This is a genomic window from Actibacterium mucosum KCTC 23349, assembly GCF_000647975.1.
GTDB lineage: Bacteria > Pseudomonadota > Alphaproteobacteria > Rhodobacterales > Rhodobacteraceae > Actibacterium > Actibacterium mucosum.
Genome location: NZ_JFKE01000004.1, coordinates 43323 through 56378 on the forward strand (window position 1 = coordinate 43323; position 13056 = coordinate 56378).

The window sequence follows — 13056 nt, forward strand, 5'->3', positions numbered from 1 at the left end:
TCGGACTTGACGTGATACCAAAAGGTATCGCATCAATATAACACCAAATGGTATCACAACAGGAGGCCCCATGCCCCCACATACCCAAGCCACCTTTCGCGCCCTGGCCGACCCAACCCGGCGCGAGATCCTGCATCTGCTCAGCGCGCAGGACATGACCATCGCGCAGGTGGCCGAGCAATTCACCATGACCCGCGCCGCCGTCAAAAAGCACCTGACCGTACTGTCCGATGGCGGGCTGATCGAGGTGCAGCCGCAGGGGCGCGAACGCGTCAACCGGCTGCGCCGCGACGGGATGAAGCCGGTGATCGACTGGCTGACCACATTCGACATCTTCTGGGACGACCGCCTGGCCGCCCTGAAATCTGCCATTGAAACCTATGAGGCCCCCGATGACTGACACAACCATCAGCAAATCCGTATTCCTGCCCGCCACGCGCATGGTGGTCTGGCAATACCTGACCGACCCCGCCAAGATGGAGCGCTGGTTCCACCCCGCCGACGCCCCCCTGGCCGAGGGGCAGGATTACACCCTGCGCAACGGCCGCGACGGTGATCGCATGTGCTGGGGCAAGGTGATCGAGATGCGCGCGCCCGAATACATGAAATGGGATTTCACCGTTGGCCCGATGGAGGGCGCAATGTCCACCGTCGAATGGCATCTGGCCGACGCGCCGGGCGGCACGCGGCTGACGATGGCCCATGCCGGGCTGCCCGAAACCGCCGAGGCCTTTGGCCTTGTGCTGGCGCTGGACAAAGGCTGGCACGCCTTTCTGGGCAATCTGCACGTGCTGGCCGAGGCCGACGCCACAGGCGATTACTCGGCAACCATCACCGTGCCCGCCACGCCCGAGACGGCAAAGGTGGCAATTTTTGACGAGATGGATATCTGGTGGTCAAAACGCGTGGACCGGTCCGATAATGGCGTCACCGTGCATTTCGGCGGCAGCCATGTCAGTTTTGACTTCGCCGGCGACGATGATGGCGGGTACCACTGGCATTGCCGCGACGCCAATATGCTGATCGAGGATGTGGACGACGCCACCGAATGGGCCGGCACCAGCCTGATCTGGCATATCCGCCCCGAACCCGGCGGCAGCCGCATCACCCTGACCCATCAGGGCCTGAACGCCGATCTGGCCTGCCACGATGTCTGCACCCGCGGCTGGCAGAAATATTTTGAAACCAGCCTGCGCGCGCATCTGTCCGGCGAAACCCCGATGCCGGAAACCCGCTGACCCCCTTGCCCTGCCCGCCATCGGCCCTTATGTGGGTCGGTGGCGGGTTCTGCCCTTCGCGTTTCTGTGGCAAAATTCCGGTGGCCTTAAGCAATTCCGAGGGAGCTGGCTCTGTTCGGATCCTGGTCCGTTTACCTGGCGCCCACCTGTATATACAGGTCCTCGGGAATTAAACGCCTCAACGGTTGTTGGTGGTCCCGCCGCTTACCTACAGTTTCCGTGCCACGATATAGCGCGCCGGCGGCGCCTTGGCCGGGTAATTGCCGGTCTCGATGATCTCGAACCCTGCGGCGGTGATCCCGGCCTCCAGTTCGGTGATCTTGGGCAGGTTCACGTAAGGCGCGCGGCCCAGCAGGCGCATCACCGGCACCGCGACATTCATCATCAGCCAGAACGCCACTGCCTGCCCGTCGGGCTGTGACGGGGTTTTGGTGATGTAATAGCCGCCGGACCTCAGGCGTTTATGCGCCAGCCGCGCCACCGCCGCCTGATCGGGCAACAGGTGCAGGATGTTGAAACCCAGGACCGCGTCCAGCGGGGTTTCATCGGCCAGGGCCTCTTCAACAGTACCCGCGCGCGAGGTCAGGTTGTCGATCCCCTCCTCGGCTGCCTTGCGCTGGCCGATGGCAACCATCGCCGGCGACAGGTCGGTGGCGGTATACTGCCCCACACCCGGTGCCAAAAGGCGCGCAGTGCCCCCGGTGCCCGCGCCCAGCTCCAGCACGTGGTCATCGGCGCCCAGATAGCTGCGCGTGCGGTTCAGCGTATATTCATACGCGTCCATGTCGGCGATGGGGCGCGCGGCGTATTTATCTGCGATCTTGTCCCAGAAAGCGGCGTTTTCATGCATAAGATGTCTCCTTTGCAACCAAGATAGCCCCGCCGCCCTGCCAACAAAATTGCCGAAATCTCTGCAACCTATATACAGGAATGCATGAACTGGGACGCCATCGCCTTTGACTGGAATCAGGTCCGCGCCTTTCTGGCCACCGCCGAAGAGGGCTCGCTCTCGGCCGCCGCGCGCGCCCTGAAGCAGACCCAACCGACGCTGGGCCGGCAGGTGGCCGCGCTGGAGGATGAGCTGGGCGTCGTCCTGTTTGAACGGATCGGCAAAAAGCTGGAGCTGACACCGGCTGGCCGTGATCTGCTGACCCATGTGCGCGAGATGGCCGAGGCCGCAACCCGCGTATCCCTGATGGCCGAGGGGCGCAGCCAGGCCATTGACGGTACGGTAAGGATCACCTGCTCGGACGTATTTGCCGCCGACCTTTTGCCCAGGTTCCTGCTGCAATTGCGCGGCATCGCGCCCGATCTGCAGGTTGACGTGGTGGCCGAGAACGAGATCAGCGACCTTCAGCGCCGCGAGGCCGACATTGCCATACGCCACGTGCGCCCGGAACAGTCCGACCTGATGGCACGGCTGATCGGCAACCAGAGGGCAAATTTCTATGCCGCGCCCGCATACCTTGCGCGCAAAGGCACGCCCAAGACACTCGCAGACCTTGTGAACCACGAATTTGTGCTGTTCGGCGACTTAAACCGGACGTTGGAATTCCTGGCCAACATTGGTGTGCCCCTAAGCGCCGCGAATTTTCCCATGGGCTCAAAAAACGGCAATGCCGCGTGGGCCATGGCGCGGGCCGGTCTGGGCCTTGCGGTGATGGCCGATGTGGTGGGCGATGCCGCGCCCGAGATGCAAAGAGTGCTGCCCGACGCAGATCCGATCGAGTTTCCCGTCTGGCTGACCACCCATCGCGAGCTGCACACAAGCCGCCGCATCCGGGTTGTATTTGACCTGCTGGCCGAATACCTGGGCGGTTTCAAAACCTAAGCGCGCGCCCGCACGCTGTGGCGGGTCACAACTTGGGCCAACCGCCCACCCAAAACGGTCATCAGGTCAGCCAAACCGCTTAGGCGGGAGGCGTGGCGCGGGTCAATATCCATCAGGGAAATCAGCGTGTTTTGCATATCAATGGCTCCGTTTCTTCTTGAGCTCATGTCTATGCGCATGCGGCCCCCGCCGGAATTCTCGAAAACCGGCGATGGGATATGCGTTTGTGTATGGATCGGCGCTTAAAACGCCTCAGGCCGCGCTTCGCGGGCCATGTGATCAAGAACCGCGTTCACGAATTTCGGCTCGCGGCCTTCGGGGAAAAAGGCGCGGGCGACGTCGACATATTCGGTGATTGCCACCTTGGGGGGCGTGTCCTTGCCCACCAGTTCCGCCCCGGCGGCGCGGAACAGCGCGCGCAGGGTGGGGTCGATCCGGTCGATGGGCCAGTTGGCCGCCAGCGCCCGGTCGGTCATCTGGTCGATCTGCGCCTGGTTGGTCACCGCGCCTTCCAGAACGTCCGCAAACAGGATCGCGTCACCTTCAGCCAGTTCATCCCCGGCCAGTTCCATGCCGAACCGGTGGTCGGTGAACTCTTTGCGCACTTGGTCAAGGTTCAGGGCCGAATGCTCCATCTGAAACAGTGCCTGCACGGCGTAAAGACGCGCGGCCGATTTCATCTGGCGTTTATTGGGGGCCTTGGTCATGCGTGGTCGGTTCCTTCGCCTGCAACCTGAAAGCTGCCCGTGGGGCGGAAACCCACGCCGCTGTCGGGTTTGCCCCATTTGCGTTGCAACGCGATCAGGTGCAGCGCGGCCTCGGCTGCGCCGCCGCCCTTGTTCTGCTGGTCCGGGTCCGCTCGCACAACGGCCTGCTCGCGGTTTTCCACGGTCAGGATGCCATTGCCCAGGCACGCGCCCTGCAACCCCAGCAGCGTCAGCCCGCGCGAGCTGTCATTGCAAACCGTATCGTAATGCGTGGTCTCGCCGCGGATCACGCAACCCAGCGCCACGTAGCCGTCAAAGTTCGACAACCGGTGCGCCTGCCCGATGGCCACCGGGATCTCCAGCGCGCCGGGCACCTCGATCAGCTCGTACGTGGCGCCTGCCGCGTCAAGCGAGGCCTTGGCGCCCGCGACCATATTGTCGGCGATGTCCTTGTAATAAGGCGACACCACGATCAGCACCTTGACCGGTTTGTCAAAGCTGGGCAGCGGCAGGATATAGTGGCTTTCGGAACCGGCCATGGTTTATTCCCCTGAAATGCGTTTGGTAGAGACGATCGACAGACCGTAAGCCTCAAGCCCCACGACCTTGGGACGCGGCGAGTTGGTCAGCAGAACCAGTTCGCTCAACCCAAGAGCCGACAGGATCTGTGCTCCCAAACCGTATTGGCGCAGCGTCACGGGCGACACCGAGTCGTCCAACTGCAATTTCATTTCGACATCGCGCAGCAAGACCACAACGCCGCGGCCCTCGGCCTCGACCAGCTTCATGGCGTCGCGGAATTCGTCGGCACGGCCCATCGGGCCTGTGCCCACCACGTCCAGCATCGGGTGCAGCGTGTGCATGCGCACCATAACCGGTTCGGGCGATGAAACGTCGCCCTTGGTCAGAACGATATGCTCGCTGCCATGGGTCTCGTCGGTGAAGATACGCATCATCCAGTCGCCGCCAAATTCCGACCGGATCGACCGGACCGAGCTTTCGCGCACAAGATTGTCGTGGCGGCGGCGATAGGCGATCAGGTCGCTGATCGTGCCGATCTTCAGATTGTGTTTCTGGGCAAAGGCCACCAGGTCAGGCAGCCGTGCCATGCTGCCATCTTCGTTCATGATCTCGCAGATCACACCAGACGGGTTCAGCCCGGCAAGGCGGCTGACATCCACCGCGGCCTCGGTATGGCCGGCCCGCACCAGAACCCCGCCCTTGCGCGCGCGCAGCGGGAAGACATGGCCCGGCGTGGCGATATCGGCGCCGGTCTTGGTGGGATCGATTGCCACTGAAACCGTCCGCGCGCGATCAGCGGCCGAGATCCCGGTGGTCACGCCTTCGCGCGCCTCGATCGAAATGGTGAACGCAGTTTCGTGCCGCGACGAGTTCTGCGACGACATCAGCGGCAGGTCCAGCGCATCGATCCGGTCACCGGTCAGCGACAGGCAGATCAGACCGCGCCCATAGGTGGCCATGAAGTTGATCGCATCGGGCGTCGCCATCTGCGCGGGGATCACCAGATCGCCCTCGTTCTCGCGGTTCTCGTGGTCGATCAGGATGAACATGCGCCCGTTGCGCGCATCTTCGATGATCTCTTCCGTCGACGAGATGGCGTCGCCGTAATTGGGTTCCATTGTGTCTGACATCAAAGTCTCCGTTCAACGGCGCTGCATTATCCCAAGGGCCAGCGGATGGCCAGAGGGCAATACCATATACGCGGCCTAGTGTCCTTGCGTTACTGATCCGTGAAATATTGCGCGCCGGTCAGGTGCCCGGCCATGCGGCCATGCAGGGACCAGGTGCGCTCGTCGCTGGTCTCGCCCACCACCAGAACCGATTTCGGCGTGACCCCACCCTGCGCCAGCAATGCGCGCAGCTTGTCGCGCGTGATTGCGGCGCTGTCGGTGAAACGCGGCGCGTCGGCGGCCAGGTCAATCAGGTCGCCCATCGCGCTCAGATCCCGGCCACGCAGCGGTGGTTGCGCCGCGCCTAACCGGGCAACTTTGACCAGATCGCGCAGCTTGTCGGCCCGCGCTGCCTCCATCGTCTGATCAGCCCGAAACAGGCGCAAGGCGTTGGAAGAAAACAGAAATGCCACGATATCGGTGCCCGTTGTCGCACGCACGGTCGCATAGGTACGATAGTTCAGCCCGATCTCGGCCGCGCGCCGCACCCTGCCACGCACAACCTCAATCGGCAGGCTGGGCAACAAGTCGCGCCGCGCCTTGCCCCAGCAATGTCTGCGCCAGCTGGTGCCGGCCTCCATCGTGGGGCCGTTATTGTGGCCAATCACTGCGCGGCTCATGCGGCCTGCCATTCGGTCAGGCGCGCCACATAGCGGGCCATTGTGTCAATCTCCAGGTTGATCGAGTCGCCCACGGCAACCCCACCCCATGTCGTGACCGCCTTGGTATGCGGGATGACATTGATGCCGAAGGTCGCACCGTCGACCTCGTTCACCGTCAGCGATGTGCCGTTCAGCGTGACCGAGCCTTTGGGCGCAATAAAACGGGCCAGTTCATCGGGTGCACGGAAGGTCATGCGCGTGCTGTCGCCCTCGTCTTCCATCGCGATCAGCTCGGCCAGACCATCCACATGGCCCGACACGATATGCCCGCCCAGTTCGTCGCCAACCTTCAATGCCCGTTCAAGGTTCAACTGCCGCCCCGGCGCCCAAAGGTTTGCGCCACCAATATTAGTCTTCGACACTGTCTCGGCCGAGATCTCCACATCGAACCAATTGCCAACCTCGTCCGTTCCGCGCGAAATCACGGTCAGACACACACCATCACAGGCAATCGAGGCACCCAGATCGATCCCCTCGGGGTCATAGCTGGTGCCGATCCGCGCCATCAGATCGCCGCGCTGCGTGACCTGCCGGACGGTGCCGATATCGGTGATGATGCCAGTGAACATAGGCGCGCTCCTTTCGGTGTTACCCCTCAGTTAGTCCGCGCAGGTCGCCAGAACAAGACGCAATATCCGCGCGCCTGCCACGCCTCCGCCCAAAATCAGCCGCTTTTGCAGGGCACAGAGCTTTTTTAATGACTTTGTGCCCCGATGCGGGCACATCGGATTTATGGATTGGGTCGGGTATGACAAACGGCGGGTGCGCACAGTGACGGGGGAACGCGATCAGTCGCGGCATTTCCTGTTTCTTCAGGGGCCGCACGGGCCGTTCTTTGCCCGCCTTGCGGCGATGCTGACCACTGCCGGGCACAAGGTCTGCCGTGTGGGTTTCAACCGCGGCGATCAGATGTTCTGGACCCGCAGCGGCGCCTATCACGCCTTTACCGACAGCCCCGAGAACTGGCGCCAATACGTTGCAAAACTGGTCGAAGCGCAGGGCATTACCGATCTGGTGCTTTATGGCGACACGCGCCCCATGCACGCACAGGCCATTGAAGTTGCCAAATGGGCCGGCCTGCAAATCCATGTCTTCGAAGAAGGCTACCTGCGCCCCTATTGGGTGACCTACGAACGCAACGGATCCAACGGCCATTCCCGCCTGATGCAGGTGGATGTCGCCGACATGCAGTCCGATCTGGACGGGGTTGATGCCGATCCGGCCCCCGCCCCGGCGCGCTGGGGCGACATGCGCCATCACATTTTCTACGGTGCCCTTTATCACTTCCAGGTGATGTTCAGAAACGGCACCTATGACGGGTTCAGGCCGCATCGCGATCTGAGCGTATCGCAAGAGTTCCAACTCTACCTCAAACGTCTGGTCTCGATGCCCTTCCGCGCGCTGGACCGGGCGCAATCAACCATGCGCGTGCGCTATGGCGGTTTTCCATATCACCTCGTGCTGCTGCAGCTGGAACACGATGCCAGCTTTCAGACACACAGCCCGTTTTCGTCGATGACCGAGTTCCTGCAGGTGTGTATCGAAGGCTTTGCCAAAGGTGCCCCGAAACACCACCACATGGTGTTCAAAGCCCATCCGCTGGAAGATGGCCGCGCGCCCCTGCGTCGTGAAATCCGCCGGCTGGCGCGCAAGCTGGGCGTGGCAAACCGCGTGCATTACGTGCCCGGTGGTAAATTGGCGGCGTTGTTGGACCATGCACGGTCGGCAATCACGGTGAACTCCACCGCGGCGCAACAGGTGCTGTGGCGCGGGCTGCCGCTGAAAGTGTTCGGCGACGCGGTCTTCGCCAAACCTGAATTTGTCTCGACCCAGGCCCTGCCCGAGTTCTTTACCCGCCCCAAGCGCCCCGATGCCCGCGCCTATCGCGATTATCGCCGCTACCTTCTGGAAACCTCGCAGATCCCCGGCGGGTTTTATTCGTCGCGCGGTCGCCGCTATCTTTTGCGTCAGGTGGTCGACCTGATGCTGTCCCCCGACGACCCCTACGACATGCTGCGCCTCGGCCATGCCGCCCCCCGGCAAGCGCTGCAAGTGGTGCACTGACGCATAACCACGCCCGCGGCCAAAACAGACTCTAGCTTTGGCCCCCAAATTTATGTAGAATCAGTACAAATTATAAAAAACACACCCGAGGCAGACCAAGAAACGAGGAGCCCGAGCAGTGAAAATCAAGGCATCCCGCAGTGCCAGGGCCATTGCCCTGCTGGCACTGGTATCCACCGTGGCGGCCTGTGGCCTGCCGCGATCGGGCCCCAACAAACGCGAAATCTTTGCCGGATCGGTCCAGAAACAAGGCGACGCCTTCGTGGTTTCGGTCAATGACCGTGTCACTCGGGCCACGTCGATTGTACCTGCGCTGGGCTTTTCCGACGCGTTCAAGAATGCCGGCGTGATCGGGTCCGACACGATCCGCCCCGGCGACACGCTGGGCCTGACGGTTTACGAAAACGTCGATGACGGCCTGCTGGCCGGTCAAGGCATCAATGTCTCTACCCTGGACGAGGTTCAGGTGGACGGCTCGGGCTTTATCTTCATTCCCTACGCCGGTCGCATCCGCGCCGCCGGGAACACGCCTGAACGCCTGCGCCAGATCATCACCGAGAAACTGGACGCCCAGACGCCCGACCCGCAGGTTGTGGTGCGCCGGGTGGCCGGCGACGGCTCGACCGTGTCGATCATCGGCGGGGTTGGCGGCCAGGGTGTCTTTGCCATCGAACGGCCCACCCGCACGTTGTCGGCCATGATCGCCTCGGCTGGCGGCATCACCATCCCGCCCGAGATCGCCCAGATCACCGTGCAGCGCGGCACCCACAGCGGCAAGATCTGGTTCCAGGACCTGTTCGAGAACCCGCAGCTCGATATCGCCCTGCGCGGCGGTGACAAGATTTTGGTCGAGGAAGACACCCGCGCCTTCACCGCGTTGGGGGCCACCGGAGGTCAAAGCCGCGTGCGGTTTGACACACAGTCCCTGTCCGCCATCGAGGCCATCGCACAGGTTGGCGGCCTGAATTCGAACCTCGCCGACCCCACCGGCGTCTTTGTTCTGCGCAACGAACCGGCCGAGATCGCCAATGTGGTACTGGGCCGCGACGACCTGATTGGGGACCAGCGTATGATCTATGTGCTGAACCTGACCGAACCCAACGGCATGTTCATGGCCCGCGACTTTGCCGTCCGCGACGATGACACGGTTTACGTGACCGAAGCGCCGTTCGTGCAATGGCAGAAAACCCTGTCGGCCATCACTGGCACCGCCGCCTCAGCCGACGCGCTGAACTCGCTGGCACAGTAAAGACAGGGCGCGGCACGTGGCGAACGAGGCCGCCCCTGACAACCTGAACGCCGGGGCTGAAAGGCTCCGGCGTCTTTTCGTCTATAATGGCGGGTTCCTGACGCAATCGCGTATCCGGCGTATCCTGGCGCTGTCGGGTTATCGCGTGACGCTGGGCAAACCGGGCGCGGGCGACATGGTGGGCGTCTGGGGCCAATCGCCCACTGCCCCGCGCGGTCAGGCCGTGGCGGCGCGCACCGGTGCGCCGATCCTGCGGGTCGAGGATGCGTTTTTGCGCTCGATCCTGCCGGGCCGCGCCGGCGGCGGTCCGCCGCTGGGCCTGATGTTGGACACGAACGGCGTTCATTTTGACCCCACCACGCCCAGCGATCTGGAAAATCTGCTGGCCACACACCCGCTGGACGATACCGCGCTGCTGAACCGCGCCCGCGACGCCAGCGCCCGCCTGCACGAGTTGCACCTGACCAAATATACCGGGTTTGACCCCGCCCTGCCCGCGCCCGATCCCGGCTATGTGGTGGTGGTGGATCAAACGGCGGGTGACGCCTCGGTCACGGCCACGGGTGGCGGAGAGGCCCAGTTCCGCGAGATGCTGGCCTTCGCCCAGATCGAAAACCCCGGTGCCCGCATCCTGATCCGCACCCACCCCGAAACCCGCGCCGGCAAACGCGTGGGCCATTTCACCGCCGATCAGGCCACGGGAAACATTGAGCTTTTCGACGATCCAGTTTCGCCCTGGACACTGCTCGATGGGGCTGTCGCCGTCTACACCTATTCCTCGCAACTGGGGTTCGAGGCGATCCTGGCCGGCCACAAACCCCGCGTCTTTGGGCAACCCTTCTATGGCGGCTGGGGCCTGACGCAGGACGAGGCCCCGGTGCCCCGTCGCGAACGCCGTCTGACCCGCGCACAAATTTTTGCCGCCGCGATGATCCTCGCGCCCAAATGGTACGACCCGTTTCGCGATGAACTCTGTTCATTGGAACGCGCCATCGACATTCTGGATGCCGAAACTCGCGCGTGGCGCGACGATCACGCCGGTTGGCAGGCCCGCCATATCCGCCTGTGGAAACGCCCACATATGCAGCGCTTCTTTGGCGCATCCACGCCCGTGCGCTTCCTGCGCGACGACGCCCCGACCGGCGCCCGCGAAATGTCCTGGGCCGGCAAAACCGCGCCCGAGGCACATGTCACCCGCGTCGAAGACGGCTTTCTGCGCTCGCGCGGGCTGGGCGCGGCGCTGGTCCCGCCGCTGTCGCTGGTCCTCGACGATCTCGGCATCTACTACGACCCCTCGCGAAGAAGCCGCGTCGAGCGGCTGATTGAGCGGCGCCAAACGCTGACTGATGCTCAGCGCACCCGCGCCATCAACCTGATCACCCGCCTGCGCCGCACCGGCGCCACCAAGTACAACCTGCCCGGCCGCCCCCTACCCAACCTGCCCGCGGGCCAGGTGATCCTGGTTCCCGGTCAGGTTGAGGATGACGCCTCCATCCGCCTGGGATGCGGGGCCGAGGCCACCAACCGCGCCCTTCTGGAACGCGCGCGCGCCGAAAACCCCAATGCCATCATCGCCTACAAACCCCACCCCGATGTCGAGGCCGGCCTGCGTCCCGGCGCGGTTGACGCCCAAAGGCTGGCCGATCTGGTGCTGACCGACGTGCCCGCCGACGCAGCGCTGGCGGCGGCCGATGCGGTCTGGACCCTCACGTCGCTGATGGGGTTCGAGGCGCTGGTGCGCGGGTTGCCCGTCACCACGCTGGGCGCGCCCTTCTACGCCGGTTGGGGGCTCACGCGCGACCTGGGCCCGGTGCCCGCGCGGCGCAGCGCACGGCCCGACCTGGCCGGTCTCGTGCACGCCACGCTGATCGACTATCCGCGCTATCTTGACCCCGTCACCGGGCGCCCCTGCCCGGTCGAAGTTGCGCTGGATCGTCTGGAAAGCGGCAAGGTCTATACCGGCGGGCCGCTTAACCGCCTGCTGGCCAAGGCGCAGGGCCTATTGGCCAGCCGCGCCCATCTGTGGCGCTGAGGCGCGCCGCCACACATGCATCACATCGCCACCTACTGCCCGCGTGTCGGCCAGTTCGAACCGCGGCGCCTCGGACAGCGCGTCGATCCCCAGCGCGCCGATGGCCGGTCGCCCCTCGGCGCCCAAAGCCACCCCGGCGGTGAACCCGATCAGTTCGTCCACCAGATCGGCCTGCAACAGCGCCGCCGCCAGAGCCCCGCCACCTTCGCAGAACACGCGTGTCAGCCCCTCGGCCCCCAGCGCTTGCAACAACGCCGGCGCGTCGACACCGCCACCGGGCGACACCGGCACCTCGATCAGTTTCGCCCCTGCTGCCAGCAACGCCTCGCGCGGGGTTTTTGAAACGCGCGACCCATGGGCCAGCCATAACGGCACCTCGCGCGCCGAGCCCACCAACTGCCCGTCCAAAGGCACGTCCAGCCGCCGCGTGGCCACCACGCGCACCGGCTGCTGTGTCGCCCCCATGCCGCGCACGGTCAGCATCGGGTCATCAGCCCGTGCCGTGCCGCCACCAACCAGCACCGCATCGTGGCGCATGCGCATCGCGTGCACCATGCGCCGCGCCGCCGGTCCGGTGATCCACTGGCTTTCACCCGCCGCCGTGGCGATGCGCCCGTCGAAACTGTTGGCCAGTTTCAACGTTACCATGGGACGGCCTTGTTCGATCCGGGTCAGAAACCCGATCTGTGCAGCCCGCGCCGCGCCCGCCATCAGGCCGGTTTCAACTTGAATACCTGCCGCCCGCAGCATCGCATGCCCTCCACCCGCAACACGCGGATCGGGGTCTTCCAACGCGGAAACCACCCGTGCCACACCGGCGTCGATCAAAGCTTGTGAACAGGGCGGAGTTTTGCCGTAATGCGCACAGGGCTCCAACGTGACATAGACCGTGGCACCCCTGGCCGCATCGCCCGCCTGCGCCAGAGCCTGCGGCTCGGCATGGGGCCGCCCGCCCGGCGCCGTACGCCCGCGCCCAACAATCCGCCCATCCTTGACGATCACGCAGCCCACCGCAGGGTTCGGCCAAACCTGACCCAGCCCCCGCGCTCCGAGGCTCAGCGCCAGCGCCATATAGCGCCGGTCATCCATCCCGCTCATCCCCCTTCGGGTTTGACGTCAGGGCGCAGTTCGGAAACGAAGTCTTCGAAATCGTCCGCGGCCTGGAAGTTCTTGTAAACACTGGCAAACCGAACATAGGCAACGGTGTCGATCCGTGCCAGCGCTTCCATGACGATCTCGCCGATCATCTTGGACTGAATGTCGGTTTCGCCCATGCTTTCCAGCCGCCGCACAAGGCCCGAGATCATCTGGTCGATACGCTCGGGGTCGACGGGTCGTTTCTGCATCGAAATGCGGATCGAACGTTCCAGCTTGTCCCGGTCAAAATCTTCACGGCGGCCATTGGACTTGATCACGACAAGATCCCGCAGCTGCACGCGTTCATAGGTTGTGAACCGCCCCCCGCAGGCCGGGCAGAACCGGCGCCGCCGAATGGCCACGTGGTCCTCAGCCGGGCGCGAATCCTTTACCTGAGTATCGACATTTCCGCAGAACGGACAGCGCATGGCCTTCCCCTTGGTCC

General features: G+C 64.0%; 15 protein-coding genes. 6 read left to right on the top strand and 9 right to left on the bottom strand.

Translation table 11 applies throughout. The features are described 5' to 3' along the window. Positions 1-70 precede the first annotated feature (70 nt). Together ACMU_RS09485 and ACMU_RS19065 are read left to right on the top strand one after the other, a co-directional pair. A complete protein-coding gene (locus tag ACMU_RS09485; RefSeq protein ID WP_035258993.1) occupies positions 71-400 on the top strand; it encodes an ArsR/SmtB family transcription factor in 330 nt (109 codons plus the stop codon). Beyond that, positions 393-1238: an SRPBCC family protein gene (locus tag ACMU_RS19065; protein WP_081805476.1), complete on the top strand. Its 846-nt coding sequence runs from the start codon at positions 393-395 to the stop codon at positions 1236-1238. The genes ACMU_RS09485 and ACMU_RS19065 overlap by 8 nt, the downstream gene beginning before the upstream one ends. A 208-nt stretch (positions 1239-1446) precedes the next feature. Here the strand turns inward: ACMU_RS19065 and ACMU_RS09495 are convergent, their stop codons facing one another. Continuing rightward, on the bottom strand, positions 1447-2088 hold the full coding sequence (locus ACMU_RS09495; RefSeq protein ID WP_035258996.1) for a class I SAM-dependent methyltransferase: 642 nt from the start codon (positions 2086-2088) through the stop codon (positions 1447-1449). 84 nt (positions 2089-2172) lie between these two features. On the opposite strand from ACMU_RS09495, the gene ACMU_RS09500 reads away from it, so the two are divergent. After that, complete coding sequence (locus tag ACMU_RS09500; protein WP_035258998.1) at positions 2173-3069, top strand: LysR family transcriptional regulator; 897 nt, start codon at positions 2173-2175, stop codon at positions 3067-3069. Here the strand turns inward: ACMU_RS09500 and ACMU_RS19460 are convergent. The 6 genes from ACMU_RS19460 to ACMU_RS09525 form a co-directional block, all read right to left on the bottom strand. Then, entirely contained in the window at positions 3066-3206 is a 141-nt protein-coding gene (locus ACMU_RS19460) for a hypothetical protein (RefSeq protein WP_161635658.1), read from the bottom strand. The two genes, ACMU_RS09500 and ACMU_RS19460, sit on opposite strands and share 4 nt — an antisense overlap. 105 nt (positions 3207-3311) lie before the next feature. After that, the gene (gene nusB, locus ACMU_RS09505) at positions 3312-3776 is read right to left on the bottom strand and encodes a transcription antitermination factor NusB (protein WP_035259000.1); all 465 of its coding nucleotides are present in this window, start codon (positions 3774-3776) and stop codon (positions 3312-3314) included. Then, positions 3773-4315: a 6,7-dimethyl-8-ribityllumazine synthase gene (locus ACMU_RS09510; RefSeq protein ID WP_035259002.1), complete on the bottom strand. Its 543-nt coding sequence runs from the start codon at positions 4313-4315 to the stop codon at positions 3773-3775. The genes nusB and ACMU_RS09510 overlap by 4 nt, the downstream gene beginning before the upstream one ends. Before the next feature lie 3 nt (positions 4316-4318). After that, positions 4319-5428 carry a 3,4-dihydroxy-2-butanone-4-phosphate synthase gene (gene ribB, locus ACMU_RS09515; protein WP_035259004.1) on the bottom strand — a complete coding sequence of 370 codons (1110 nt, stop codon included), beginning with the start codon at positions 5426-5428 and terminating at the stop codon, positions 4319-4321. 89 nt (positions 5429-5517) lie between these two features. Continuing rightward, complete coding sequence (locus ACMU_RS09520; protein ID WP_035259673.1) at positions 5518-6087, bottom strand: hypothetical protein; 570 nt, start codon at positions 6085-6087, stop codon at positions 5518-5520. Then, entirely contained in the window at positions 6084-6698 is a 615-nt protein-coding gene (locus ACMU_RS09525) for a riboflavin synthase (protein ID WP_035259007.1), read from the bottom strand. Before ACMU_RS09525 ends, ACMU_RS09520 begins: the two co-directional genes overlap by 4 nt. A gap of 163 nt (positions 6699-6861) precedes the next feature. Here ACMU_RS09525 and ACMU_RS09530 point away from each other — a divergent pair, with 163 nt between their 5' ends. The 3 genes from ACMU_RS09530 to ACMU_RS09540 all read left to right on the top strand — a co-directional run bounded on the left by ACMU_RS09530 (position 6862) and on the right by ACMU_RS09540 (position 11474). Further along, positions 6862-8193 (top strand): capsule biosynthesis protein, encoded by a 1332-nt coding sequence (locus ACMU_RS09530; protein ID WP_051588228.1) that lies wholly within the window; start codon positions 6862-6864, stop codon positions 8191-8193. Positions 8194-8311: 118 nt separating this feature from the next. Then, positions 8312-9442: a polysaccharide biosynthesis/export family protein gene (locus ACMU_RS09535; protein ID WP_236626231.1), complete on the top strand. Its 1131-nt coding sequence runs from the start codon at positions 8312-8314 to the stop codon at positions 9440-9442. A 16-nt stretch (positions 9443-9458) separates the two neighbouring features. After that, positions 9459-11474: a capsular polysaccharide biosynthesis protein gene (locus ACMU_RS09540; RefSeq protein ID WP_035259009.1), complete on the top strand. Its 2016-nt coding sequence runs from the start codon at positions 9459-9461 to the stop codon at positions 11472-11474. Here the strand turns inward: ACMU_RS09540 and ribD are convergent. Then, entirely contained in the window at positions 11442-12572 is a 1131-nt protein-coding gene (gene ribD / locus ACMU_RS09545) for a bifunctional diaminohydroxyphosphoribosylaminopyrimidine deaminase/5-amino-6-(5-phosphoribosylamino)uracil reductase RibD (RefSeq protein ID WP_236626232.1), read from the bottom strand. The genes ACMU_RS09540 and ribD overlap by 33 nt on opposite strands. Further along, complete coding sequence (nrdR, locus tag ACMU_RS09550) at positions 12569-13039, bottom strand: transcriptional regulator NrdR (protein WP_035259011.1); 471 nt, start codon at positions 13037-13039, stop codon at positions 12569-12571. Before nrdR ends, ribD begins: the two co-directional genes overlap by 4 nt. Positions 13040-13056 lie beyond the last annotated feature (17 nt).